This window comes from Burkholderia sp. Bp9143 (genome assembly GCF_003853645.1).
GTDB lineage: Bacteria > Pseudomonadota > Gammaproteobacteria > Burkholderiales > Burkholderiaceae > Burkholderia.
On sequence record NZ_QTPO01000014.1, the window covers coordinates 82,954 to 107,583 of the forward strand.

The following is a 24,630-nucleotide window of genomic DNA, read 5'->3' on the forward strand; positions in this document are numbered from 1 at the left end:
CGGCGGGGCGCGGCGGGTTCAGACCCAGTCGCGCGGCACGAGAAACTCGCTCAGGCGCGCTTCCGGCGAGCCGGGCTCGGGCTGCCAGTTGTAGCGCCAGTTCGCGACCGGCGGCATCGACATCAGGATCGACTCGGTCCGGCCGCCGCTTTGCAGGCCGAACAGCGTGCCGCGGTCGAACACGAGGTTGAATTCGACGTAGCGGCCGCGCCGGTAAGCCTGGAAGTCGCGTTCGCGCTCGCCGTACGGCAGCGCGACACGGCGTTCGACGATCGGCAGGTACGCGTTCAGGAACGCGTCGCCGACGCTCTGCATCATCTCGAACGAGCGTTCGAATCCGGGCTCGGAGAAATCGTCGAAGAAGATCCCGCCGACGCCGCGCGTCTCGTTGCGGTGCTTCAGGAAGAAATACTCGTCGCACCACGTCTTGAAACGCGGATAGAGCTCGGCGCCGAACGGCTCGAGCGCGTCCTTGCAGGTCTGGTGGAAATGCCGCGCGTCGTCCTCGAACGGATAAAACGGTGTCAGATCCATCCCGCCGCCGAACCAGAAGATCGGCGCCTCGCCGGGCTTCGTCGCGATCAGCATCCGCACGTTCATGTGCACGGTCGGGCAGTACGGGTTGCGCGGATGCAGCACGAGCGACACGCCGAGCGCCTCGAAGCCGCGGCCGGCCAGTTGCGGGCGCGCGGCGCTCGCCGACGGCGGCAGCGCGTCGCCCGCGACGTCGGAAAAACCGATCCCCGCGCGCTCGAACACGCGGCCGCCTTCGAGAATCCGCGTGCAGCCGCCGCCGCGCAGGCGCTCCTCGGGCCCGCGCTGCCACGCGTCGGTCGCGAGCGGCGTGCCGTCGAGCACGCCGAGCGCGTCGGCGATGCGTGTCTGCAGGCCCTGGAGGTACGTGCGCACGCGCGCCACGTCGTAGGTCGAATCGGTCATGTCTGGACTGGTGCCCCCGCACGAAGCGCGGGCCGTAAAAAAGGCATCTGCCGGGCATTCTATCGAACCCCGGCAGAGGAGGCCGCCGCCCGTGCTGGCAGGGCGGCGGTCAGGGCGTCACACGCTCTTGCGGTTCAGCGCGCGGAAGCCGATGTCGCGGCGGTACTGCATGCCTTCGAAATTGATCTGGTTGATCGTGTCGTACGCATGCTGCTGCGCTTCGCGCACCGAATCGGCGAGGCCGACCACGCACAGCACGCGGCCGCCCGACGTGACGAGCTTGTCGCCTTCGGCGAGCGTCGTGCCCGCGTGGAACGTCACGGCCTGTTCGGTCTCGGCCGGGATCCCGTTGATGCGGTCGCCCTTGCGCGGCGCGTCCGGATAGCCGCGCGCGGCCAGCACGACGCCGAGCGCGGTGCGGCGGTCCCAGTCGAGCTCGACCGTGTCGAGCGTGCCCGCGATCGCCTGTTCGACGACCTTCGAGAAATCGCTCTTCAGGCGCGCCATGATCGGCTGCGTCTCGGGGTCGCCCATCCGGCAGTTGAACTCGAGCGTGCGCGGATTACCTTCCTTGTCGATCATCAGGCCCGCATACAGGAAGCCCGTGAAGCGGATGCCGTCCTTCTCCATCCCGCGCACCGTCGGCATGATGATTTCGCGCATCACGCGTGCGTGCATCTGCGGCGTGACGATCGGCGCGGGCGAATAGGCGCCCATGCCGCCCGTGTTCGGGCCGCGGTCCTCGTCGAGCAGGCGCTTGTGGTCCTGGCTCGACGCCAGCGCCAGCGCGTGCTTGCCGTCGACCATCACAATGAAGCTCGCTTCCTCGCCGTCGAGGAATTCCTCGATCACGACGCGCGCGCCGGCGTCGCCCAGCTTGTTGCCCGACAGCATCATGTCGACCGCGGCGTGCGCTTCATCCAGCGTCATCGCGACGACGACGCCCTTGCCGGCCGCGAGGCCGTCGGCCTTCACGACGATCGGCGCACCCTTCGCGTCGATATACGCGTGCGCGGCCGCGGCGTCGGAGAAGGTTTCGTAGTCGGCGGTCGGAATGCCGTGGCGCTTCATGAACGCCTTCGCGAAATCCTTCGAGCTTTCGAGCTGCGCGGCTTCGCGGGTCGGGCCGAACACCTTCAGGCCGCGTGCGCGGAACAGGTTGACGATACCGGCCGCGAGCGGTGCTTCCGGACCGACGAGCGTGAACGCGACGCCTTCGCTTTCCGCGAAGTCGGCCAGTGCGTCGAGCGACGTGATGTCGACGTTCTTCAGACGCTCGTCCTGTGCCGTGCCGCCATTGCCGGGCGCGACGTAGACCATCTGGACGCGCGGCGACTGCGCGAGCTTCCACGCCAGCGCATGTTCGCGGCCGCCGGAACCGACGACGAGTAGTTTCATGGGATTCCCCGCAGACTAGAAAACAGGGCGGCCGGCACGCTCAGGCGCGCCGGCCGCGAAATCGGTCGGGCCGCCGCCGCAACGATGCGCACGGCGGCCGGCATCTCATTCCTCGACGATGACGGCGTTCGTATACACCTCCTGCACGTCGTCGAGGTTCTCGAGCGCGTCCAGGAGCTTCTGCATCTTCGCCGCATCGTCGCCGGTGAATTCGACTTCGTTTTGCGGCTTCATCGTCACTTCGGCGAGTTCGGCCTTGAAGCCCGCGGCTTCGAGCGCGTCCTTCACCGCCGAGAACGCCTGCCAGTCGCACAGCACCTCGATCGAGCCGTCGTCGTTCGTGCTGACGTCGTCCGCGCCGGCTTCGAGCGCCGCTTCCATCAGCGCGTCTTCCGACGTACCGGGCGCGAACAGGAACTGGCCGACGTGATCGAACATGAACGCGACCGAACCGTCGGTGCCCATGTTGCCGCCGAACTTCGAGAATGCGTGACGGACTTCCGCGACCGTGCGGGTGCGGTTGTCGGTCAGCGTGTCGACGATGATCGCCGCGCCGCTGATGCCGTAGCCTTCGTAACGGATTTCTTCGTAGTTCGCGCCGTCCGCGCCGCCGACGCCGCGGTCGATCGCGCGCTTGACGTTGTCCTTCGGCATGTTCGCGTCGGCCGCCTTGTCGACCGCGAGACGCAGACGCGGGTTCGAGCTCGCGTCGCCGCCGCCGAGGCGGGCCGCGACCTGGATTTCCTTGATCAGGCGGGTCCAAATCTTGCCGCGCTTCGCGTCGGCCGCTGCCTTCTTATGCTTGATGTTGGCCCATTTCGAATGACCAGCCATACCTTTCTCCGTGCCCGGGCGCGCTGCGCGGGCGATTGTGCCAATGTGTCGTTGAATCGGCGGCCGTCTTGGCGGGCGTGATGCCGCGGGGCCGCGCGTGTCGAGTGGAACGTGATTTTATCACGCGGCGACCGTCGTTTCGGGGCCGCCGCGCATGGCCGAACGGCCGGGAGGGCCGTCGCGGCGCGCCCGGCCGCGCGGGCCCGGCGGTGCCGGCGCGTCAGTTCTTGGTGCCGAACAGGCGGTCGCCCGCGTCGCCGAGGCCCGGCACGATGTACGCGTGCTCGTTCAGGTGCGAGTCGAGCGACGCGACGAACAGCTTCACGTCCGGGTGCGCGTCCTGGAACACCTGCACGCCCTCGGGCGCGGCGACCAGCGCGACGAACGTGATGTTCTCGGCCGGCACGTTGCGGCGCTTGAGCACGTCGACAGCGTGCACGGCCGAGTAGCCGGTCGCGACCATCGGGTCGCACAGGATGAAGATGCGATCCTCGAGATCGGGCAGGCGCACCAGGTATTCGACCGGGCGGTGATCTTCCGCGCGGTACACGCCGATGTGGCCGACGCGGGCGGACGGCACCAGGTCGAGCAGGCCGTCCGACATCCCGATGCCGGCGCGCAGCACGGGCACGATCGCGAGCTTCTTGCCGGCGATCACCGGCGCGTCGACCGCCACCAGCGGGGTTTCGACCCGCTTGGTCGTGATCGGCAGGTTGCGGGTGATCTCGTAGCCCATCAGCAGCGTGATCTCGCGCAGCAGTTCGCGGAACGTGCGCGTCGACGTGTCCTTGTCGCGCATGTGCGTGAGCTTGTGCTGGATCAGCGGGTGATCGGTGATGAAGAGGTTCGGGAAACGGCTGTCCTGTTTCATGACGGGGCGCCTTGGCGGCAAAAGGGGATCGGGGGCGGCGATGGCGCCAAGCCGGCCGCCGCTTATGGCCGCAATTTTACCAAGGCGCGCCACGTGATCCGGATATTATCGACGTCTCACGACAATCCGCGCGCCGTGTTCGCCCGTTCGCGCCCGCTCGCCCGTCCGGCGACGCGGCCGGGCCGCGCCGGCGCGCGTCGCCATAAGGGAATCGACGATGGATCTCGGCATCGCAGGAAAGACCGCGCTCGTGTGCGCGGCCAGCAAGGGGCTCGGGCGCGGCTGCGCGGAAGCGCTGGCCGCCGAGGGCGTGAATCTCGTGATCGTCGCGCGTACGCGCGACACGCTGGAGGAAACCGCGGAGGAGATCCGCGCCGAGTCGAACGTGTCGATCACCGCCGTCGCGTGCGACATCACGACGCCCGACGGCCGTGCGGCCGCGCTCGCCGCCTGCCCGCAGCCGGACATTCTCGTGACGAATGCCGGCGGGCCGCCGCCCGGCGACTTCCGCGATTTCTCGCACGACGACTGGATCCGCGCGCTCGAGTCGAACATGCTGACGCCGATCGAGCTGATCCGCGCGACCGTCGACGGGATGATCGGGCGCGGCTTTGGCCGGATCGTCAACATCACGAGTTCGGCCGTGAAGGCACCGATCGACGTGCTCGCGCTGTCGAACGGCGCGCGCTCGGGGCTGACCGGCTTCGTCGCGGGGCTGTCGCGCAAGGTCGCGGGGCAGGGCGTGACGATCAACAACCTGCTGCCCGGGCTGTTCGACACCGACCGGATCGCGACGACGCTCGCCGCGTCGGCGAAGGCGCAGGGCGTGACGGTCGACGAGATGCGCGCGCGGCGCACGAAGGAAATCCCGGCCGGGCGCCTCGGCACGCGCGCCGAATTCGGCGCGGCGTGCGCGTTCCTCTGCAGCGTGCATGCCGGCTATATCACCGGGCAGAACTGGCTGCTCGACGGCGGCGCGTATCCGGGCACGTTCTGACGCGCCCACCGCCATTCACGAACACGACAACAATCGAACCACGAAGGAACCGGAGATGAGCAAACCCCGCATCGCATTAATTGCGCACGACGCGAAGAAGGACGAGATCGTCGCGCTCGCGGGCCAGTACCGCGAGACGCTCGCGCAATGCCGGCTGGTCGCGACGGGCACGACCGGCGGCCGCATCGCCGCCGCGCACGGGCTCGAGGTCGAGCGCAAGCTGTCGGGGCCGCTCGGCGGCGACCTGCAGATCGGTGCTGAACTGGCCGAGGGCCGCGTCGACGTCGTCGTGTTCCTGCGCGACCCGATGACCGCGCAGCCGCACGATCCGGACATCACCGCGCTGGTGCGCGCGTGCGACGTGCACGACGTGCCGGTCGCGACCAACGTGGCGACCGCGCGGATGCTGCTCGACGATCTGGCGCGGAACATGCATGACGTTTGCTAGGCGTAGCCTGCTGCGCGATTAGCCTTGTCCCCGGCGTGCATGGCCCTTGCAATTCGTTTCCCGCGAAAACCCTAAAGATGTGAAGGGATTGCGATGGCGCAGTGCGTGACCGCACAGGACGCGCGAGAATCGCATTTTGCGACCGGTGTTCGCACGCATCGCCGCAGGGGCGATGTCGACGTATTCGCCGAACACGATTTCCAGACCAACGAGGAGCGAAACGATGCCGAAAGCAATCCGATACGACCAGCCCGGCGGCCCGGAGGTGATGAAGTGGGTCGATGTCGAGGTCGGCGAGCCGAAGGCGGGCGAAGTCCGCATCCGGCAGCATGCGGTCGGGCTCAACTACATCGACGTGTATTTCCGCACGGGCCTCTATCCGCAGCCGCTGCCCGGCGGCCTCGGGATGGAGGCGGCGGGCGAGGTGACGGCCGTCGGCGACGGCGTGACCGCGCTGAAGGTCGGCGACCGCGTCGCCTACGTCGGGCAGCCGCCGGGCGCGTATGCGCAGGAGCGCGTGATGCCGGCCGAGCGGCTCGTGAAGCTGCCGGATGGGATCAGCTACGACGACGCGGCATCGGTGATGCTGCAGGGGCTGACCGCGCACTACCTGCTGCGCCGCACGTATCCGGTGAAGGCCGGCGACACGATCCTGATCCACGCGGCGGCCGGCGGTGTCGGCCTGCTCGTGTGCCAGTGGGCGAAGGCGCTCGGCGCGACCGTGATCGGGACGGTCGGCTCCGACGAGAAGGCCGCGCTCGCGAAGGCGCATGGCTGCGATCATCCGATCGTCTACACGCGCGAGAACTTCACGCAGCGCGTGAAGGAGATCACGAACGGCGCGGGCGTGCCGGTCGTCTACGATTCGATCGGCAAGGACACCTACATCGGTTCGCTCGACTGCCTCGCGCCGCTCGGCTACTTCGTCAGCTTCGGTAATGCATCGGGCCCGCTGCCGGCGATCGACTCGAAGGAGTTCTCGTCGCGCGGCTCGCTGTTCTTCACGCGCCCGACGCTGTTCTCGTACATCGCGAAGCGTGCGGATCTCGAAGCCGCGGCCGCGGAGCTGTTCGACGTCATCCAGTCGGGCAAGGTGAAGACGAGCATCAACCAGCGCTATCCGCTCGCGGAAGTCGGCCGCGCACACGCCGACCTCGAGTCGCGCAAGACGACCGGCTCGACGATCCTCGTTCCCTGACGCATCCCATCGTGCCGGCACCACGCCGGCACGCACCCTGGCGGGCGGCACGGGTCGCCGCCCGTCCTGTCTCCCGTCCCTTCCGACGTCCCGTCCGCCGTTCCCCGCCGCGCGCGTTTACGCGCTTTTTATACCGGCCCGATTACCTTTGACCCGTCCTTTACGCGCGTTCCCATAAGGTTCTAGTCGTCCGATTTCGACGACGGAGAACACAAAAATGGATGGGGTTTTCATCGGCGCACTGGTGCTGTTCACCGCGCTGATCCTCGGTTTGCTTGCCGGTTGCGAGAAGCTCGTGCAATACGGCCGCGGGGGGCGCGCATGACCTGGATGCTTTGGCTGGCGGGGGCCTCGACGGCCCTGCTGTTCGCGTATCTCGTCTTTGCGCTGCTGCGCGCGGAGGACATCGAATGAACGCGAACAACCTGTTTCAGACGCTGCTGTTCATCGTCGTGCTGCTCGCGGCGGCCGTGCCGGTCGCGCGCTACCTGACCGGCGTGATGGACGGCAGCTCGCGCGTCGTGCGCGTGTTCGGGCCGCTCGAGCGCGCGCTGTACCGCATGGCCGGCGTCGACGCCGGCACCGAAATGAACTGGAAGCAGTATGCGATCGCCACGATCGCGTTCAACGCGCTCGGCGCGCTGTTCCTTTACGGCCTGTTGCGCCTGCAGGGCTTCCTGCCCGGCAACCCGCAGCAATTCGGCGCGATGACGGCCGACGGCGCATTCAACACGGCCGTCAGCTTCGTCACCAACACCAACTGGCAGGACTACACACCCGAGCAGACCGTCAGCTACCTGACGCAGATGCTCGGCCTGACCGTGCAGAACTTCCTGTCGGCGGCGACCGGCATCGTCGTCGTGATCGCGCTGATCCGCGGCTTCGCGCGTCACACAGCGCAGACGATCGGCAACTTCTGGGTCGACCTCACGCGCGTGACGATGTACGTGCTCGTGCCGATGTCGGTGATCCTCGCCGCGCTGCTGATGAGCCAGGGCGTGATCCAGAACATGAAGGCGTACCAGGACGTGCCCGTGCTGCAGGCGAGCACCTACGCGGCACCGAAGCTCGACGCGCAGGGCAACCCCGTGAAGGACGACAAGGGCAACCCGGTGACGGTGCCCACGCCGCTCGTGAAGCAGACGCTCGCGATGGGCCCGGTCGCATCGCAGGAAGCGATCAAGATGCTCGGCACCAACGGCGGCGGCTTCTTCAACGCGAACTCCGCGCACCCGTACGAGAACCCGACGCCGTTCGCGAACTTCCTGCAGATCTTCTCGATCCTGATCATCCCGGCCGCGCTGGCTCTCGTGTTCGGCCGCATGATCGGCGACCGCCGGCAGGGCATCGCGGTGCTCGCGGCGATGACGGTCGCGTTCGCGATCGCGATCAGCGTCGAGGTGAGCGCCGAGCAGGCCGGCAACCCGACGCTCGCGGCGCTGCACGTCGACCAGTCGACGAGCGCGCTGCAGCCGGGCGGCAACATGGAAGGCAAGGAAACGCGCTTCGGGATCGCGCAGACCGGCATCTTCACGGTCGCGACGACGGCCGCGTCGTGCGGCGCGGTCGACACGATGCACGATTCGCTGACGCCGCTCGGCGGCCTCGTGCCGATGCTGCTGATGCAGCTGGGCGAGGTGATCTACGGCGGTGTCGGTTCCGGTCTCTACGGGATGCTCGTGTTCGCGCTGCTCGCGGTGTTCGTCGCCGGCCTGATGATCGGCCGCACGCCGGAATACGTCGGCAAGAAGATCGAGTCGTACGAGATGAAGATGGTGTCGATCGTCGTGCTGCTCACGCCGCTGCTCGTGCTGGTCGGCACGTCGATCGCGGTGCTGGCGGACGCGGGCAAGGCCGGTATCGCGAACCCTGGCCCGCACGGTTTCTCGGAAATCCTGTACGCGTTCAGCTCGGCCGCGAACAACAACGGCAGCGCGTTCGCGGGCCTGACGGTCGGCACGCCGTTCTACAACTGGATGACCGCGATCGCGATGTGGTTCGGCCGCTTCGGCACGATCGTGCCGGTGCTGGCGATCGCCGGCTCGCTCGCCGCGAAGAAGCGCATCGCGGTGACGAGCGGCACGCTGCCGACGCACGGTCCGCTGTTCGTCGTGCTGCTGCTCGGCACCGTGCTGCTGGTGGGCGCGCTGACCTACGTGCCGGCGCTCGCGCTCGGCCCGGGCGTCGAGCATCTGATGATGTGGCTGGGCGCGTAATGCGCGCCCGCATGGCGACACCTTGCAAAGACTGAAGAGATTGAAGAGATCGCAATGACTCAACATTCCGCAACACGGTCCATGTTCGATCCGGCGCTGCTGCGTCCGGCGATCGTGGATTCGTTCAAGAAACTCACGCCGCGCACGCAGTTCCGCAACCCGGTGATGTTCTGCGTGTACGTCGGCAGCATCCTGACCACGATCCTGTGGATCGCGGCGCTCGCCGGCCAGGCCGAGGCGCCGGCGGGCTTCATCCTCGCGATCGCGTTGTGGCTGTGGTTCACCGTGCTGTTCGCGAACTTCGCCGAAGCGCTCGCCGAAGGGCGTTCGAAGGCGCAGGCCGCGTCGCTGCGCAGCGCGAAGAAGGACGTGATGGCGAAGAAGCTCAACGAGCCGCATCCGAAGTCGCCGATCCGCATCACGACCGCGTCCGACCTGCGTAAAGGCGACGTCGTGCTGGTCGAGGCCGGCGACGTGATCCCGGCCGACGGCGAAGTCGTCGACGGCGTCGCATCGGTCGACGAATCGGCGATCACCGGCGAATCCGCACCGGTGATCCGCGAATCGGGCGGCGACTTCTCGTCGGTGACGGGCGGCACGCGCGTGCTGTCCGACTGGATCGTCGTGAAGGTCACCGCGAACCCCGGCGAGGCGTTTCTCGACCGGATGATCGCGATGGTCGAAGGCGCGAAGCGCAAGAAGACGCCGAACGAGGTCGCGCTGACGATCCTGCTCGTCGCGCTGACGATCGTGATGCTGCTCGCGACCGCGACGCTGCTGCCGTTCTCGATGTTCTCGGTCGAGGCGATGAAGGCCGGCCACGTGGTGACGATCACCGTGCTCGTCGCGCTGCTGGTGTGCCTGATCCCGACGACGATCGGCGGTCTGCTGTCCGCGATCGGCGTGGCCGGGATGAGCCGGATGATGCAGGCGAACGTGATCGCGACGTCGGGCCGCGCGGTGGAAGCAGCCGGCGACGTGGACGTGCTGCTGCTCGACAAGACCGGCACGATCACGCTCGGCAACCGTCAGGCGTCGATGTTCGTGCCCGCGCCGGGCGTGACCGAGGAAGCGCTGGCCGACGCCGCGCAGCTGTCGTCGCTCGCCGACGAGACGCCGGAAGGCCGCAGCATCGTCGTGCTCGCGAAGGAACGCTTCAACATCCGCCAGCGCGACATGGCGCAACTGCATGCGACGTTCCTCGGCTTCTCCGCGCAGACGCGGATGAGCGGCGTCGACCTGTTCCCCGAGGGGACGACCTCCGGGGCGCCCGGCCGCGAGATCCGCAAGGGCGCGGCCGATGCGATCCGCCGCTATGTCGAGACGCACGGCAGCCGCTTCCCGGAAGAGGTGCGCCGCGCGGTCGACGACGTCGCGCGCCGCGGCAGCACGCCGCTCGTCGTGGCCGACCTGCACGACGGGGTGGCGCGCGTGCTCGGCGTGATCGAGCTGAAGGACATCGTGAAGGGCGGCATCAAGGAGCGCTTCGCGGAACTGCGCAAGATGGGCATCAAGACCGTGATGGTGACGGGCGACAACCGGCTGACGGCCGCGGCGATCGCGGCGGAAGCGGGCGTCGACGACTTCCTCGCGGAAGCGACGCCGGAAACGAAGCTCGCGACGATCCGCGAGCACCAGGCGGCCGGCCGGCTCGTCGCGATGACGGGCGACGGCACCAACGACGCACCGGCACTCGCGCAGGCCGACGTGGCGGTGGCGATGAACACCGGCACGCAGGCGGCGAAGGAAGCCGGCAACATGGTCGACCTCGACTCGAACCCGACCAAGCTGATCGAGATTGTCGAGATCGGCAAGCAGATGCTGATGACGCGCGGCTCGCTGACGACGTTCTCGATCGCGAACGACATCGCGAAGTACTTCGCGATCATCCCGGCCGCGTTCGTGACGACGTATCCGCAGTTGCGCGTGCTCGACATCATGCACCTGACGTCGCCGGCATCCGCGATCCTGTCGGCGGTGATCTTCAACGCGCTGATCATCGTCGCGCTGATCCCGCTCGCGCTGAAGGGCGTCACCTACCGGCCGCTCGGCGCCGCGTCGCTGCTGCGCCGCAACCTGCTGGTGTACGGCCTCGGCGGCGTGCTGCTGCCGTTCCCGTTCATCAAGCTGATCGACATGACGCTCGCCGCGCTGGGCTGGGCCTGATGCGCCGCATTTGAAGGAACCCTCATGAAAACGTTGATTCGCCCGCTCGTCGTGATCTTTGTCGTCCTGACCGTCGTGACGGGGCTCGCATACCCGGCCGTGATGACCGTGTTCGGCCAGGCCGTGTTCCCGTCGCAGGCGAACGGCAGCCTGATCGAGAAGGACGGCCGTGCGGTCGGCTCCGCGCTGATCGGCCAGTCGTTCGATGCGCCGAAGTATTTCTGGGGCCGCCTGTCGGCCACGTCGCCGATGCCGTACAACGCGACCGGCTCCGGCGGCTCGAACCTCGGTCCGCTGAACCCGTCGCTCGCCGACCAGGTGAAGGCGCGCATCGCCGCGCTGCGCGACGCGGGCACCGACATGTCGAAGCCCGTGCCGGTCGACCTCGTGACGGCCTCGGCGAGCGGTCTCGATCCGGAGATCACGCCGGCCGCCGCCGCGTACCAGGTCGAGCGCGTCGCGAAGGCGCGCAACCTGACGGCCGACGCGGTCGCGCAGCTCGTCGCCGCGAACACGACGGGCCGCCAGTTCGGCGTGCTCGGCGAGCCGCGCGTGAACGTGCTGAAGCTGAACCTCGCGCTCGACGCGGCGCAGGCCGCGCACTGAGCGCGCGGCAACCGGCGTCCGGCGCGGCCCGATCCGCGCCGGCCGCGCTTTTTCGACGGCGCATGCGCCGTCTTTGCCTTTTGCGGCGATTTGGAACAACAATGACAGTACTCGTTCGCAATCCCGCGCTTCGCCTTCCTGACGCATGAACCGTCCCGATCCCGACCAACTCCTCGACAAGCTGCAGCGAGACGAAGAAAAGCAGCGGCGCGGCCAGCTGAAGATCTTCTTCGGCGCGTCCGCCGGCGTCGGCAAGACCTACGCGATGCTGCAGGCCGCGCGCCAGCGTCGGCAGGACGGCGTCGACGTCGTCGTCGGCATCGTCGAGACCCACGGCCGCGGCGAAACCGCCGCGCTGCTCGACGGCCTCGACGTGCTGCCGCTCGCGCGCATCGAGTATCGCGGTCGCACGCTCGCCGAATTCGATCTCGACGGCGCGCTCGCGCGCGCGCCGCAATTGATCCTCGTTGACGAACTCGCGCATTCGAACGTGCAGGGCGCGCGCCACCTGAAGCGCTGGCAGGACGTCTACGAACTGCTCGACGCGGGCATCGACGTGTACACCACCGTCAACGTCCAGCACCTCGAAAGCCTGAACGACGTGGTCGGCGCGATCACCGGCATCCGCGTGTGGGAGACCGTGCCCGACCGCGTGTTCGACGCGGCCGACGAGGTCACGCTGGTCGACCTGCCCGCCGAGGAACTGCTCGAGCGGATGCGCGACGGCAAGGTCTATCTCGCGCAGCAGGCCGAGCGCGCGGTGCGCAACTTTTTCCGCAAGGGCAACTTGATCGCGCTGCGCGAGCTGGCGCTGCGCCGCACGGCCGACCGCGTCGACGCGCAGATGCGCGAGTACCGGGCCGACCGTTCGATCCAGCGTATCTGGCAGGCGCGTGAACGCCTGCTCGTGTGCGTCGGGCCGGGCCCCGAGGCGCCGACGCTCGTGCGCGCGGCCGCGCGGCTCGCCGCGAGCCTGAAGGCCGACTGGATCGCCGTGTACGTCGAGACGCCGCGGCTGCAGCGGCTGCCCGACGCGCGGCGGCAGCGCACGCTCGATGCGCTGAAGCTCGCGGCCGAGCTCGGCGCGGAGACGGCCACCCTCGCCGGCGACGAGGCGGTCGCCGCGCTGATCGGCTATGCGAAGGTGCGAAACGTGTCGAAGATCGTCGCGGGCGGCTCGCTGAAGGTCGGGCTCGCGCGCCGCTTCGTGCGGCCGTTCGGCGAAAAGCTCGCCGAACGCGCGGGCGACGTCGACCTGATGCTGATCCGCGCGTCGGCGAGCGACGAAGTGCGCGCGGCGCCGCTCGACGCGCGCGCACGCGACTGGCGCGACGCGTTCGCGCAATTCGGCCTGCGACGTTCGCCGCCGCGTCACTACCTGTACGCGGCCGCGATCTGCGCGGCGATCACCGGTGTCGCGAGCATCGTGTCCGAGCGGCTCGACCTCACGAACCTCGTGATGCTGTACCTGCTCGGCGTCGTGTTCTCGGCCGTGCGGCTCGGGCGCGGCCCGGGCGTGCTGCAGTCGTTCCTGTCGGTCGCCGCGTTCGATTACTTCTTCGTGCCGCCGCGCATGTCGTTCTCGGTCAGCGACACGCAGTACCTGCTGACCTTCTTCGGGATGCTGCTGACGTCGCTCGTGATCAGCCACCTGACGTCGACGCTGACGCGCCAGGCGAGCATCGCGCAGCGCCGCGAGCGCCGCACCGGCGCGATCTACGCGATGGCACGCGAGCTCGGCGCGGCGCTGACGACCGAGCAGATCGTCGAGATCGGCAGCCGTCACGTGGGCGAGGTGTTCCGCGCGCGCGTCGCGTTCCTGCTGCCCGACAGCGCGGACCAGGTGCGGCAGAAGATCGAGGAACCCGACGCGGTCGTCACGCTGACGGGCGCGGATCTCGACTGCGACGTTGGCCAGTGGGTGTACGACCAGCAGAAGCCGGCCGGCCGCGGCACCGACACGCTGCCCGCGACCACCGCGCTATACCTGCCGCTGAAGGCGCCGATGCGCACGCGCGGCGTGCTCGCGGTGGCGTCGCGCGATCCGCGCGAGCTCGAAGTGCCCGAGCAACTGCGCATGCTCGATGCGTTCGCCGCGCAGATCGCGCTCGCGCTCGAACGCGTGCACTACGTCGAGATCGCGCGCGACGCGCTCGTCAGCATGGAGTCCGAGCGGCTGCGCAACTCGCTGCTGTCGGCGATCTCGCACGATCTGCGCACGCCGCTCACGACGATCGTCGGCTTTTCGTCGATGCTCGCGAACGCGCGCGCGGCCGAGCCGCACACGCCGGTGGCCGAACGGTCCGCGCAGCGCGAAGGCGAACTCGTCGACGCGATCCACGACGAGGCACTGCGGATGACGGGCATCGTCACTAACCTGCTCGACATGGCGCGGCTGCAGGCCGGCAGCCTGCAGCTCAAGCGCCAGTGGTCGCTGCTCGAGGAAACCGTCGGCGCCGCGCTCGCCGCATGCAAGCGCGTGCTCGCGCGCCATCCCGCGCACGTGTCGCTGCCGGCCGACCTGCCGCTCCTGCAGATGGACGCGGTGCTGATGGAACGGCTGTTCACCAACCTGTTCGAGAACGCGGCGAAGTACACGCCGGCCGACACGTCGATCGAGATCGGTGCGGAGCGTGTGACCGACGACGGACACCCGTTCGTGCGCGTGCACGTCGACGATCACGGCCCGGGCCTGCCGGCCGGGATGGAAACGCGGATCTTCGACAAGTTCACGCGCGGGGAGAAGGAATCGGCGACGCCGGGCATCGGGCTCGGCCTCGCGATCTGCCGCGCGATCGTCGAGGCGCACGGCGGTAGAATCGGCGCGCTCAACCGTACCGGGCCCGACGGCCGCGTGACGGGCGCGCGCTTCTGGTTCACGCTGCCGGTCGAGACGCCGCCGGCCGTGCCTGCCGTACCCGACGACGACCTCGACGTGCCCGGCGCATCGTCCCCCTCCGAGCCATTGCCAGACCATGAGTGAACCGAGCCTGACCGTCGTCCTGATCGAGGACGAAAAACAGATCCGCCGTTTCGTGCGCGCCGCGCTCGAAGAGGAGGACATCGCGGTGTTCGAGGCGGAGACGGGCAAGCAGGGGCTGATCGACGCGGCGACCCGCAAGCCCGATCTCGTGATCGTCGATCTCGGCCTGCCCGATACCGACGGCCTCGACGTGATCCGCGAGCTGCGCGGCTGGTCCGAGGTGCCGATGATCGTGCTGTCGGCGCGCACGCAGGAAGAGGAGAAGGTCGCCGCGCTCGATGCCGGTGCCGACGACTACCTGACCAAGCCGTTCGGCGTGTCCGAGCTGCGCGCGCGGATCCGCGCGCAACTGCGCCGGCGCAACCAGGGCGGCGCGAACGAGTCGCCGAAGGTGAGCTTCGGCAGCGTGACCGTCGATCTCGCGCTGCGCCAGGTGTGGCGCGACGGCGAGATCGTGCACCTGACGCCGCTCGAATACCGGCTGCTCGCGACGCTCGTGCGGCACGCGGGGCGCGTGCTCACGCACCGTCAGTTGCTGCGCGACGTGTGGGGGCCGTCGCACGTCGAGAGCCATCACTATCTGCGCATCTACATGGCGCATCTGCGCCAGAAGCTCGAGCGCGATCCCGCGCAGCCCGAGCACATCGTCACCGAAACGGGCGTCGGCTACCGGCTCGTCGGCGCTGCGTGACCTCCGCGGCATGCCGCGTGATGCGGCCGGAATGCAAGGACGCACGCCGGTGAAGTTGCATCGGCGCGACATTGCTGCCGCATGCGCCGGCCGCGCACACCGGCCACGGATTCCCCGCTATGCTGACCGTTCCGCGAACGAAATCGAGGAGCGTGCAATGTCCGTCCGTCTGGTCGTCATCTGTGCGCTGGCGCTTGCTGCGCCGGACGCGTTCGCTCAGCCGCTGCCACCCGGTCAGCAGCCTTCGGCGCCGCAAGTGGCGCTCGCCAATCCCGCGTCGGTCAATTGCGAGAAGCTCGGCGGCCGCCATGTGATCCGCAACCTGTCGAGCGGGCAGGTCGGGATGTGCGTGTTCAAGGACGGCCGCGTGTGCGAAGAATGGGCGCTGTACCGCGACGACCGCTGCGTCGGCGGCGTCGGCGCCAAGCGCGTGTCGAACTGAGACCGCGCGGCCGGGCAGGCGCGGCCGGCCATGCGTCGGCCCGATCCCCCGTTTGCCTCGGCCCGGTGCATCCGGCATGCCCGTAAGCATCTTGTTATACTCGGCGCCGCCCGGGGACGACCCCGGGTCATTCGCTTCAACGGGGACGGCCCCATCCGATACGGAGTACGTCGAGATGGCGTGGGTATGGTTGTTGATCGCCGGTTTGCTGGAAGTGGCCTGGGCGGCCGGCATGAAATCGTCCGAGGGTTTCACGAAGCTCGGACCGTCGGTGTTGACGATCGTGGCGGCGCTCGCCAGCTTCGGGCTGCTTGCGGTCGCGATGCGCCAGTTGCCGCTCGGCACCGCGTATGCGGTGTGGACGGGCATCGGCGCGGTCGGCGCGTTCGTGTTCGGGATCGTGATGATGGGCGAGGCGCTCACCGCCGCCCGTGTCGCGAGCGCGTCGCTGATCGTACTTGGGCTGATCGGCCTGAAGCTGTCGTCGGCGGCCTGACGCCGACGCGGCGGGCGCCGGCCGGCGTTCGCGCCCCGGCCGTGACGCACTGCGGAATTGCGCCGGCCCTCCTGCCAGCCTGTCTATAATGGAACGCATTCGGGCCTGAATGTCGCTGCGCCGCTCGCGCAGGCGGCACCGGTCGCCACGCGCCGCGCGGCCGGTCATACCGACTCGATCCGATCAATCGGCAAAGCGCACGGAAAGTGCAAGGAGAGGGCCATGATCGAAGCCATTTCGCTCGGCGCGGGGCTCGCGTGGGCGAGCGGGCTGCGCCTTTACCTGACGGTGCTGATCGCCGGCGTGCTCGCGCGTGTCGGCTGGCTCCATCTGCCGGACACGCTGGCGGTCCTGACGTCGCCGTGGGTCATCGGCGCCGCCGCGGTGCTCGCCGTCACCGAATTCCTTGCCGACAAGATTCCCGCGTTCGATTCGCTGTGGGACGCCGTGCACACCTTCATCCGCATTCCGGCCGGCGCCGTGCTGGCCGCCGGTGCGCTCGGCCATGCCGACCCGACCGTGCTCGCGGTCGCCGGGCTGGCCGGCGGTTCGCTCGCCGGTGCCGCGCACGTCGCGAAGGCCGGTACGCGCGCGCTGATCAACCTGTCTCCCGAACCGATCTCGAACTGGGTCGCATCGTCCACCGAGGACGGACTCGTGTTCGGCGGCCTCGCACTCGCGTTCTTCGTTCCGCTCGCGTTCCTCGTGCTGCTCGCGGCGTTCATCGCGGCGTCGGCCTGGGCGCTGCCGCGTCTGTGGCGCGGCGTGTCGGGCGGCTTTCGCGGGATGGCGAACCACATGGTGTCGCGGCTCAACTCGATCGGGGGCAAGCGCGATTGAAAGCGCCGTCACCCGCCGAGCGGCAGCACGCTGACCCGTCGCCGGCCGGGCGGCCCGGCCATGCCGGCCGCTTCGGCTGGCACGACCTGATCCGCCAGGCCGCGCGGATGACCGCCCGCGACTGGCGTGCCGGCGAACTGACGCTGCTGGTGCTGGCGCTGGTGCTCGCGGTCGCCGCGCTGACGAGTGTCGGATTCCTCGCCGACCGTTTGCGCCAGGGGCTCGAGCGCGACGCGCGCCAGATGCTCGGCGCCGATTTCGTCGTGCGTGCCGACCATCCCGTCGATCCGGCGTTCGATCGCGAGGCGCGCGCACTCGGGCTGCGCACCGCGACGACCGCGATCTTTCCGAGCATGATCGCGTCGGCTGCCGGCGGGCAGGCGAGCGACGCGGCGCCTGCGCGTCTCGCGGCCGTGAAGGCCGTGTCGCCCGGGTATCCGCTGCGCGGCGCGGTCGAGATCGTGCCCGCCGGCGCGACCGCCGCGCACAAGGCGCCCGCGATTCCCGCGCCCGGCACCGTGTGGGCCGATCCCGCGCTGCTCGATGCATTGCATCTGAAGGCGGGGGACACCGTGCGCGTCGGGTTGCGCACGTTCACGGTCGCCGCGTCGATCTCCCGCGAACTCGATCGCGGTTTCTCGTTCGTCAATTTTTCGCCGCGGCTCATGATGCGCGCGGACGAACTCGCCGCGACGGGGCTCACCGGTTACGGTAGCCGCGTCACGTACCGGCTGCTCGTGGCCGGCGATATGCCGGCCGTCGGGCGCTTCGAGGCATACGCACACGCGCGCGTCGACGGCGGCAAGCTGCGCGGCGTCGGCCTCGAATCACTGCAGGAAGGCCAGCCGCAGGTGCGTCAGACGCTCGATCGCGCGCGCCATTTCCTGACGCTCGTCGCGCTCCTGACCGCGCTGCTCGCGGCGGTCGCGATCGCGATGGCCGCGCAGCGCTACATGCGGCGCCATCTGGACGGCTGCGCGACGATGCGCTGCCTCGGCGTGAGCCGCCGCACGCTCGGCGCGCTGTTCGCGCTGGAATTCGCCGGCATCGGCATCGTCGCGGGCGTCGCCGGCGCGGTGCTCGGCTATGGCGGCCACTGGGCGCTCCTGGCGGCGCTCGGCAGCCTGATCGACGTCGTGCTGCCGCCGCCTACGCCTTGGCCTGCGCTCGTCGGTATCGGCGCCGCGCTCGTGCTGCTGCTCGGCTTCGCGCTGCCGCCGCTCGCGCCGCTCACGCGCGTGCCGCCGGTACGCGTGCTGCGGCGCGACTGGGGCGACGCGTCGCGTATCGCGTGGGCCGCGTATGCGATCGGCGTCGTGCTGTTCGCGGGGCTGCTGATCGTCGCGGCGGGCAACCTGAAGCTCGGGCTGATCGTCGCGGGCGGGTTCGCCGGTGCCCTGGTCGGTTTCTCGCTGATCGCGCGGCTCGTGCTGTACGCGGCCGCGCGCGCGGTGCGCAATGCGCGCGTGGCGGCGGGCATCGGCTGGCGCTATGCGCTCGCGTCGCTGCACCGGCGCGGCACGGCCAGCACGCTGCAGATCACCGCGCTCGCGCTGGGCCTGATGTGCCTGCTGCTGATCGCGATCACGCGCAACGATCTCGTCGCCGGCTGGCGGCAGTCGACGCCGCCCGATGCACCGAATCAGTTCCTGATCGACATCCAGCCCGACCAGCGCGACGACGTCGCGGCCTATCTGGCCGCACACGGCGTGCGCGACGCAGTGCCCGCGCCGATGGTGCGCGGCCGGCTCGTCTCGATCAACGGCAAGCCCGTGAACCCCGACGCGTATCCGTCCGACGAGGCGCGCCGGCTCGTCGACCGCGAGTTCAACCTGTCGTATACGACCGAGCTGCCATCCGACAACCGGATCGTCGAAGGCGACTGGTTCGGCACCGCGGCCACGCCGCAGATCTCGATCGAGGCCGGTCTCGCAAAGACGCTGAACGTGAAGCAGGGCGACATGCTGCGCTTCGACGTGACCGGGCTGACGGTCGACGCACCGATCACCAGCGTGCGCAAGCTAGACTGGGGCTCGTTCCGCGTCAACTTCTTCGTACTGATGCCGCCGCCGGTGCTGAAGGATTTCCCGGCCGTCTACCTGACGAGCTTTCATTTGCCGGCATCGGACGCCGCGCTGCTCGATCCGCTGATCGCGCGCTACCCGAACCTGACCGCGATCGACGTCGCGCCGATCCTCGCGCAGCTGCAGCGGATGATGCTGCAGGTGGTCGGCGCGGTGCAGTTCCTGTTTGCGTTCACGCTCGCGGCGGGCGTGCTCGTGCTGTATACGGCGCTCGCCGGCTCGCGCGACGAGCGTGTGCGGGAGGCCGCGCTGCTGCGCGCACTCGGCGCGTCGCGTGCGCAGGTCAACGCAGTGCAGCGCGCGGAATTCATCGTCGTCGGCGCGCTGGCCGGTGCACTGGCAGCGGCGGGTGCGATCGCGGTCGGCTGGGTGCTCGCGTCGCGCGTGTTCGACTTCCGGCTCGCCGTCGATCCGTGGCTCGTGCCGGCCGGCATCGCGGCAGGCGTCGCGTGCGCCGGTGCGGCCGGCTGGCTGAGCCTGCATAATGTGTTGCGGCGCCCGGCGCTGCAGTCGCTGCGCGACGCCTGAGCGTCGCCGGCGGCCCCGACTATCTCGTTTCCGATTATCCGTATGACCGATGTGAATGATGATGATGCGCCGTCGCAGCCGACGGCGTTCGAGCTCGTGGGCGGCGAAGCCCGCGTGCGCGAAATGGTGGACCGCTTTTACGACCTGATGGACCTCGAGCCCGAGTTCGCGGAGATTCGCGCGCTGCATCCGGCGTCGCTCGACGGCTCGCGCGACAAGCTGTTCTGGTTTTTGTGCGGCTGGCTCGGCGGCCCCGACCACTACATCAGCCGGTTCGGCCATCCGCGGCTGCGCGCCCGGCACCTGCCGTTCCCGATCGCGTCGGTCGGGCGCGATCAGTGGCTGCGCTGCATGGCGTGGGCGATGGAGGACATCGGGTTGCCCGAGCCGCTGCGCGAGCGGCTCATGCATTCGTTCTACGACACGGCCGACTGGATGCGCAACCGGCCCGGTTGATCGACCGGTACACCGCTGTCCGGACGCCGGACGATCTGCGTCTGGGCGCCTGTCCGGCGCGGCGCGACACTGATCGTTTTCTCAACGATACGAGGCCCGCCCGATGACGACCCACGCACTGTTTCGCGAAGATGCCTATCTGACGCAATGCGAGGCCGTCGTCGCGGCGGTCGGCGATGACGGCATCCGGCTCGACCGCACCGTGTTCTATCCGCTCGGCGGCGGGCAGGCCGGCGACAGCGGTATGCTGACGCTGCCTGACGGCAGCACGATCGCGATCGCCGACACGCGCAAGGCGAAGTTCGACGGCGCAACGCCCGACGATGCCGTGCACGTGCCCGCGGCGGGCCAGGAAGCGCGCGTCGCGGCGCTCGCACCCGGCGCGCGCGTGGTCGCGGACATCGACTGGCAGCGCCGCTACCGGCACATGCGGCTGCATACGGCCGCGCACCTGATGTGCGCGGTGCTGCCGTACCCGGTCGACGGCTGCAGCGTGACGGCCGACTACGTGCGGCTCGATTTCGCGACGTCGGATGCGATCGACCGCGTCGACGTCGAGCACCGTCTCGCGGGCCTGGTCCACGGCGCGCATGCGGTCACGGCCGAATGGATTACGGACGCGGAGATGGCCGAGCGCCCCGAGCTCGTGCGCACGATGAGCGTGAAGCCGCCGATGGGACTGGGCCGCGTGCGGCTGCTGCGCATCGAAGGCGTCGATCTGCAGCCGTGCGGCGGCACGCACGTGCGCAATACGTCGGAAATCGGCGACCTGCGGGTCGCCAAACTTGAAAAGAAGAGCGCGCGGACACGGCGCCTCGTACTGGAGTTTGCATGACGATCGACAACCTGACGGACAGCGCCGCGGCGCTCGATCCGCAAGCGCGCAAGATTCTCGATTTCTGGTTCGGCGAGCCGGATTCGGCGGCGTTCGGCCACGCGCGCAAGGTGTGGTTCAACGGCGGCGCGGCGTTCGACGACGTGCTGCGTACGCGCTACGGCGCATTGCTCGACGCCGCGTGCGACGGCGCCCATGATCGCTGGGCCGGCACGCCGCTCGGCGCGCTCGCGCTGATCGTGGTCCTCGACCAGTTCTCGCGCAACATCCATCGCGGCACGCCGCGCGCGTTCGCCACCGATCCGAAGGCGCTGGCGCTCGCACGGCGCGTCGTCGCGGCAGGGTGGGACGCACAACTGCCGAGCGGTCATCACCGCGCGTTCGCGTACCTGCCGTTCGAACATGACGAGTCGGACGAGAGCCAGCGCGAGGCCGTGCGGCTGTGCGCTGGCATTCGCGGCGAGGCCGGGTGTGCGAGCTATCACGATTTCGCGTTGCGTCATGCGGCCGTGGTCGAGCGCTTCGGCCGTTTTCCGCACCGGAACGCGATTCTCGGCCGTGTGTCGACCGACGAGGAGGCGGCATTCCTGCGCGAGCCCGGCTCGTCGTTTTGATGGGCGGGGTGGTGGGGCTGCGGGCGTGAAGCCGTGCTCGCGCGCCGCGTGCCTGGCCTTCCGGAAATGACGACGGCGCCATCTCGCGGCGCCGCCTTGCATCAATGGGCTTCGTGCTCCTCGGGTGTGCGCACGTAGACGCGCAGCAGTTCCTCGTCGTCGCCCGGCCGGGCGCCGGTCCAGAACAGTTTCCATTCGCTGCCCGGTGCCGGGTCGACGGCCCGCACGCCTTGGACGATCATCCACGTGCAGCGCGTCGTCTTCGCATCGTCGATCGGCGTGTGCTGGATACCGGAGAAGTAGTACAGCATCGGCGCTTCCGATTCGCCGAGTCCGTGCAGGCTCGCCATGCAGTCGCCATCGCTCCATTCGAGCGCAAGATGCGCGTTCAGGTCGTCGAACACCGACCGGTAGCTCTTCGCGACGTCGAGCCACGGCAGCAGCAGCGAATACACGAGACCCCACGCGGCCAGCGCGCCCGCGCCCCACGACAGCGCGCCGCGCCACAAGCCGGTCGTGCGCAGCTTCGGCAGCAGCCACAGCCAGCCAACCGTCAGCACGAGCGCGCCGATCACGAACCCGGGCACGATCGGCATGGTCCAGTCGAGCGGCAGCCAGCGGCCGAGCGGCGCGAGGTTCGCACGCGATGCGCCCGGGTCGGCCATTACCGCCCAGATCACCCACGCGAGCGCGACGACGGTGCCGAAGAGCAGGCGGCTCAGGTAATCCCATGCAAGATGCAGCCCGCGCGGCAGGCGCTCGATCGCCTGCGCGGCGACCAGCGCGAGCGGCGCGAAAAACGGCAGGATGTAGAGCTGGCGCGAGGTCGCGGACACTTGCAGCACCGCCAGGCCGATCCCGGCGAACAGCACGGGCAGCGCGATGCGCGGCGTGCGCCAGTCGCGCCATGCGCCGCGCGCCAGCGCGACGATCGCGAGCGGTGCGACCGGGAAGCCGAGCAGCAGGAACGCACGCAGGATGAAGAACGGCTTGTCGTTTTCCGCGCCGAGTTCCGGCACCGAGAAACCGAAGAAGCGGCCGACGTTGTTGTCCCAGAACCACGTCATGAACAGCGTCTCCGAACGCAGGAACAGCGCGGTCGGCCAGATGAGCGCGAACGGTGCGAACACCAGCGCGGAGACGCCGAGCGAGCGTGCGAACGCGCGCGTACGGCAGGCGGGGTAGAGCACCAGCGCGCCCGTGAGCGTGGCCGCGAACACGAGCGGCACGAACAGCCCCTTCGCCATCAGCGCGATGCCGACGCCCGCGCCGAAGATCGGCGCGGCCCAGGGGCCGGACGGCCGCACCGGCAGCCCGTGCCGCATCGGCCGCGCGCGCGCGACGTGCTGCGTCACGAGTTCGAGCAGGCCGCAGAAGGCCATCGCGGTGCCGGCGAACAGCGCGACGTCCGTCATCATGTCGTGCACGTGCTTGATGACGACGAGCGTGCCCGCGCTCAGCACGACGGGGCCGATCACGCGCAGGTCGAGCCAGCGGTCGGCCCGGCTGGCACTGCGTGCCGCGCGTGCGATGAAGCCGAACGCGAGCGCCGCGAACAGCGCACTCGCGAGCCGTGCCGCGTCGTGCAGTGGCATCACCCGCTGCAGCAGCCATGCGAGGCTCGTCGCGACCCACGCGTAGAGCGGCGGCTTTTCCATGAACGGCAGGCCGGCATTGGTCGGCACGACGAAGTCGCCCGTCTCGAGCATGTGCTGGATGATGCCGAACGTATAGGTTTCGTCCTGCTTCCACGGATCGTGGCCGAGCACGCCCGGCAGCGTATACGCGCAGACCAGCGCGGCAACCAGCAGCCAGACCCGCCAGCCGAGCCGGAGGACGCGATCGCGGGCGGCGTTCGTCGCGGTGGCGCCGGACACGGCTGGCGTGCCGGCGGCATTGAGTGTCGCGCTGAGGTCGGGATCGGCGGCTGATCGGGCGTGCATGGCCGAAGCGGGCACGGACGTGCGTCGCCGGCCGGGCGCTGCGGTTCCTGGCATGGAAAAGATCTCGGTCGGGTCAAGCCGGTCCGGCGACATGGGCCGGGACCAATAAGGGTCGCATCAAAGCGAAATGACAGCCGGCGGGTAGGCTGTTTTAGCTTGGCGCTAGTAGAGCACGGAACTGTTACGGATGTTTACTGAAACGGTCACGATATTGTGGAGATTTGTGGTTCCGTGACCACGAACTGCTTCAGTCGGTTCGTTTTTGCCGCTTTTTGGGGCGCGATTACCGGCCGCCACCGACGTCGAGCAGGGCACCCGTCGTGTAAGACGCCGCGTCGCCGAGCAGCCAGACGATCGCTTCGGCGATCTCCTGTGCTTCGCCGGCGCGGCCGAGCGGTGTCTGCGAGCCGAGGCGCGCCGCGCGGCCCGGCTGGCCGCCGCTCGCATGGATTTCCGTCTCGATCAGGCCGGGGCGCACCGCGTTGACGCGTACACCGTGCGGGCCGAGTTCCTTCGCGAGGCCGATCGTCAGCGAATCGACCGCGCCTTTCGAGCCCGCGTAGTCGACGTATTCGTTCGGCGAACCGAGCCGGGATGCGATCGACGACACGTTGACGATCGCGCCGCCGCGCCCGCCGCGATCGGTGGACAGCCGACGCGCGGCTTCGCGCGCGCACAGGTAGGCGCCGAGCACGTTGGTGTCGAACATCCGCCGCAGGCGGTCGACCGGCATGTCGGCGAGCGGCATCGACGGCGCGACGATCCCCGCATTGTTGACGAGCGCGTCGAGGCGGCCGAACGCCGTGGTGACGGCGTCGAACATCGCGATGACGTCCGCTTCGTTCGCGACGTCGCCGGCGACGACGCACGCGCGTGCGCCGGCGTCGCGAACGGCCTGCGCGGTCAGTTCGGCTGCCGCCGCGTCGCGCGCGTAGTTGATGCCGACGTCCCAGCCGCGCTCGGCCGCGAGCACGGCGGTCGCGCGGCCGATGCCGCGGCTCGCGCCGGTGATGAGGACGGCCTTGCGCTCGGACGGTGCGGGCAT

At 69.2% G+C, this 24,630-nt stretch carries 22 protein-coding genes; 16 read left to right on the forward strand and 6 right to left on the reverse strand.

The window, feature by feature from the left end:
* Positions 1–18: 18 nt before the first annotated feature.
* The 4 genes from hemF to upp all read right to left on the reverse strand — a co-directional run bounded on the left by hemF (position 19) and on the right by upp (position 4,042).
* Positions 19–939: an oxygen-dependent coproporphyrinogen oxidase gene (gene hemF, locus DIE23_RS13055; RefSeq protein ID WP_124612502.1), complete on the reverse strand. Its 921-nt coding sequence runs from the start codon at positions 937–939 to the stop codon at positions 19–21.
* A gap of 117 nt (positions 940–1,056) precedes the next feature.
* Positions 1,057–2,337: a phosphoribosylamine--glycine ligase gene (gene purD / locus DIE23_RS13060; protein ID WP_124612503.1), complete on the reverse strand. Its 1,281-nt coding sequence runs from the start codon at positions 2,335–2,337 to the stop codon at positions 1,057–1,059.
* A gap of 105 nt (positions 2,338–2,442) precedes the next feature.
* Positions 2,443–3,171, reverse strand: a complete 729-nt coding sequence (locus DIE23_RS13065; RefSeq protein ID WP_044844700.1) for a YebC/PmpR family DNA-binding transcriptional regulator — start codon at positions 3,169–3,171, stop codon at positions 2,443–2,445.
* A 220-nt stretch (positions 3,172–3,391) separates the two neighbouring features.
* On the reverse strand, positions 3,392–4,042 hold the full coding sequence (gene upp, locus DIE23_RS13070; protein ID WP_124612504.1) for a uracil phosphoribosyltransferase: 651 nt from the start codon (positions 4,040–4,042) through the stop codon (positions 3,392–3,394).
* Positions 4,043–4,259: 217 nt separating this feature from the next.
* On the opposite strand from upp, the gene DIE23_RS13075 reads away from it, so the two are divergent.
* The 16 genes from DIE23_RS13075 (at position 4,260) to DIE23_RS13150 (ending at position 21,642) form a co-directional block, all read left to right on the forward strand.
* Positions 4,260–5,039: an SDR family oxidoreductase gene (locus DIE23_RS13075; protein ID WP_124612505.1), complete on the forward strand. Its 780-nt coding sequence runs from the start codon at positions 4,260–4,262 to the stop codon at positions 5,037–5,039.
* Between the two features lie 55 nt (positions 5,040–5,094).
* Positions 5,095–5,487, forward strand: coding sequence for a methylglyoxal synthase (locus DIE23_RS13080; RefSeq protein WP_124612506.1), 393 nt, complete (start codon positions 5,095–5,097; stop codon positions 5,485–5,487).
* Positions 5,488–5,710: 223 nt separating this feature from the next.
* Positions 5,711–6,685 carry a quinone oxidoreductase gene (locus tag DIE23_RS13085; protein ID WP_124612507.1) on the forward strand — a complete coding sequence of 325 codons (975 nt, stop codon included), beginning with the start codon at positions 5,711–5,713 and terminating at the stop codon, positions 6,683–6,685.
* A gap of 321 nt (positions 6,686–7,006) precedes the next feature.
* Positions 7,007–7,099 (forward strand): K(+)-transporting ATPase subunit F, encoded by a 93-nt coding sequence (gene kdpF, locus DIE23_RS13090; RefSeq protein ID WP_006752209.1) that lies wholly within the window; start codon positions 7,007–7,009, stop codon positions 7,097–7,099.
* Positions 7,096–8,901 carry a potassium-transporting ATPase subunit KdpA gene (gene kdpA, locus DIE23_RS13095; protein WP_124612508.1) on the forward strand — a complete coding sequence of 602 codons (1,806 nt, stop codon included), beginning with the start codon at positions 7,096–7,098 and terminating at the stop codon, positions 8,899–8,901. The genes kdpF and kdpA overlap by 4 nt, the downstream gene beginning before the upstream one ends.
* A 54-nt stretch (positions 8,902–8,955) precedes the next feature.
* Complete coding sequence (gene kdpB / locus DIE23_RS13100; RefSeq protein ID WP_124612509.1) at positions 8,956–11,067, forward strand: potassium-transporting ATPase subunit KdpB; 2,112 nt, start codon at positions 8,956–8,958, stop codon at positions 11,065–11,067.
* Between the two features lie 24 nt (positions 11,068–11,091).
* A complete protein-coding gene (kdpC, locus tag DIE23_RS13105; RefSeq protein ID WP_124612510.1) occupies positions 11,092–11,673 on the forward strand; it encodes a potassium-transporting ATPase subunit KdpC in 582 nt (193 codons plus the stop codon).
* A 145-nt stretch (positions 11,674–11,818) separates the two neighbouring features.
* Positions 11,819–14,656, forward strand: coding sequence for a sensor histidine kinase KdpD (locus DIE23_RS13110; RefSeq protein ID WP_124612511.1), 2,838 nt, complete (start codon positions 11,819–11,821; stop codon positions 14,654–14,656).
* Positions 14,649–15,347 carry a two-component system response regulator KdpE gene (gene kdpE, locus DIE23_RS13115; RefSeq protein ID WP_124612512.1) on the forward strand — a complete coding sequence of 233 codons (699 nt, stop codon included), beginning with the start codon at positions 14,649–14,651 and terminating at the stop codon, positions 15,345–15,347. Before DIE23_RS13110 ends, kdpE begins: the two co-directional genes overlap by 8 nt.
* Positions 15,348–15,504: 157 nt before the next feature.
* On the forward strand, positions 15,505–15,789 hold the full coding sequence (locus DIE23_RS13120; RefSeq protein WP_124612513.1) for a DUF333 domain-containing protein: 285 nt from the start codon (positions 15,505–15,507) through the stop codon (positions 15,787–15,789).
* 175 nt (positions 15,790–15,964) lie between these two features.
* Positions 15,965–16,285 (forward strand): quaternary ammonium compound efflux SMR transporter SugE, encoded by a 321-nt coding sequence (gene sugE, locus DIE23_RS13125; RefSeq protein ID WP_124612514.1) that lies wholly within the window; start codon positions 15,965–15,967, stop codon positions 16,283–16,285.
* Between the two features lie 222 nt (positions 16,286–16,507).
* Positions 16,508–17,125, forward strand: a complete 618-nt coding sequence (locus tag DIE23_RS13130; protein WP_040144699.1) for a DUF4126 domain-containing protein — start codon at positions 16,508–16,510, stop codon at positions 17,123–17,125.
* Between the two features lie 107 nt (positions 17,126–17,232).
* Complete coding sequence (locus DIE23_RS13135) at positions 17,233–19,737, forward strand: ABC transporter permease (protein WP_124612564.1); 2,505 nt, start codon at positions 17,233–17,235, stop codon at positions 19,735–19,737.
* Positions 19,738–19,779: 42 nt separating this feature from the next.
* On the forward strand, positions 19,780–20,193 hold the full coding sequence (locus tag DIE23_RS13140) for a group II truncated hemoglobin (RefSeq protein ID WP_124612515.1): 414 nt from the start codon (positions 19,780–19,782) through the stop codon (positions 20,191–20,193).
* 103 nt (positions 20,194–20,296) lie between these two features.
* Positions 20,297–21,028 (forward strand): alanyl-tRNA editing protein, encoded by a 732-nt coding sequence (locus tag DIE23_RS13145; RefSeq protein WP_124612516.1) that lies wholly within the window; start codon positions 20,297–20,299, stop codon positions 21,026–21,028.
* A complete protein-coding gene (locus DIE23_RS13150) occupies positions 21,025–21,642 on the forward strand; it encodes a DUF924 family protein (protein ID WP_124612517.1) in 618 nt (205 codons plus the stop codon). Before DIE23_RS13145 ends, DIE23_RS13150 begins: the two co-directional genes overlap by 4 nt.
* Before the next feature lie 101 nt (positions 21,643–21,743).
* On the opposite strand, the gene DIE23_RS13155 is transcribed toward DIE23_RS13150, so the two are convergent.
* Together DIE23_RS13155 and DIE23_RS13160 are read right to left on the reverse strand one after the other, a co-directional pair.
* A complete protein-coding gene (locus tag DIE23_RS13155; protein WP_124612518.1) occupies positions 21,744–23,639 on the reverse strand; it encodes a glycosyltransferase family 39 protein in 1,896 nt (631 codons plus the stop codon).
* 229 nt (positions 23,640–23,868) lie between these two features.
* The gene (locus tag DIE23_RS13160; RefSeq protein WP_124612519.1) at positions 23,869–24,630 is read right to left on the reverse strand and encodes an SDR family oxidoreductase; all 762 of its coding nucleotides are present in this window, start codon (positions 24,628–24,630) and stop codon (positions 23,869–23,871) included.

Coding starts and splice junctions, on each gene's coding strand:
- hemF (WP_124612502.1), bottom strand. CDS start 939: ATGACCGATTCGACCTACGACGTGGCGCGCGTGCGCACGTACCTCCAG.
- purD (WP_124612503.1), bottom strand. CDS start 2,337: ATGAAACTACTCGTCGTCGGTTCCGGCGGCCGCGAACATGCGCTGGCG.
- DIE23_RS13065 (WP_044844700.1), bottom strand. CDS start 3,171: ATGGCTGGTCATTCGAAATGGGCCAACATCAAGCATAAGAAGGCAGCG.
- upp (WP_124612504.1), bottom strand. CDS start 4,042: ATGAAACAGGACAGCCGTTTCCCGAACCTCTTCATCACCGATCACCCG.
- DIE23_RS13075 (WP_124612505.1), top strand. CDS start 4,260: ATGGATCTCGGCATCGCAGGAAAGACCGCGCTCGTGTGCGCGGCCAGC.
- DIE23_RS13080 (WP_124612506.1), top strand. CDS start 5,095: ATGAGCAAACCCCGCATCGCATTAATTGCGCACGACGCGAAGAAGGAC.
- DIE23_RS13085 (WP_124612507.1), top strand. CDS start 5,711: ATGCCGAAAGCAATCCGATACGACCAGCCCGGCGGCCCGGAGGTGATG.
- kdpF (WP_006752209.1), top strand. CDS start 7,007: ATGACCTGGATGCTTTGGCTGGCGGGGGCCTCGACGGCCCTGCTGTTC.
- kdpA (WP_124612508.1), top strand. CDS start 7,096: ATGAACGCGAACAACCTGTTTCAGACGCTGCTGTTCATCGTCGTGCTG.
- kdpB (WP_124612509.1), top strand. CDS start 8,956: ATGACTCAACATTCCGCAACACGGTCCATGTTCGATCCGGCGCTGCTG.
- kdpC (WP_124612510.1), top strand. CDS start 11,092: ATGAAAACGTTGATTCGCCCGCTCGTCGTGATCTTTGTCGTCCTGACC.
- DIE23_RS13110 (WP_124612511.1), top strand. CDS start 11,819: ATGAACCGTCCCGATCCCGACCAACTCCTCGACAAGCTGCAGCGAGAC.
- kdpE (WP_124612512.1), top strand. CDS start 14,649: ATGAGTGAACCGAGCCTGACCGTCGTCCTGATCGAGGACGAAAAACAG.
- DIE23_RS13120 (WP_124612513.1), top strand. CDS start 15,505: ATGTCCGTCCGTCTGGTCGTCATCTGTGCGCTGGCGCTTGCTGCGCCG.
- sugE (WP_124612514.1), top strand. CDS start 15,965: ATGGCGTGGGTATGGTTGTTGATCGCCGGTTTGCTGGAAGTGGCCTGG.
- DIE23_RS13130 (WP_040144699.1), top strand. CDS start 16,508: ATGATCGAAGCCATTTCGCTCGGCGCGGGGCTCGCGTGGGCGAGCGGG.
- DIE23_RS13135 (WP_124612564.1), top strand. CDS start 17,233: ATGACCGCCCGCGACTGGCGTGCCGGCGAACTGACGCTGCTGGTGCTG.
- DIE23_RS13140 (WP_124612515.1), top strand. CDS start 19,780: ATGACCGATGTGAATGATGATGATGCGCCGTCGCAGCCGACGGCGTTC.
- DIE23_RS13145 (WP_124612516.1), top strand. CDS start 20,297: ATGACGACCCACGCACTGTTTCGCGAAGATGCCTATCTGACGCAATGC.
- DIE23_RS13150 (WP_124612517.1), top strand. CDS start 21,025: ATGACGATCGACAACCTGACGGACAGCGCCGCGGCGCTCGATCCGCAA.
- DIE23_RS13155 (WP_124612518.1), bottom strand. CDS start 23,639: ATGCCAGGAACCGCAGCGCCCGGCCGGCGACGCACGTCCGTGCCCGCT.
- DIE23_RS13160 (WP_124612519.1), bottom strand. CDS start 24,630: ATGCCCGCACCGTCCGAGCGCAAGGCCGTCCTCATCACCGGCGCGAGC.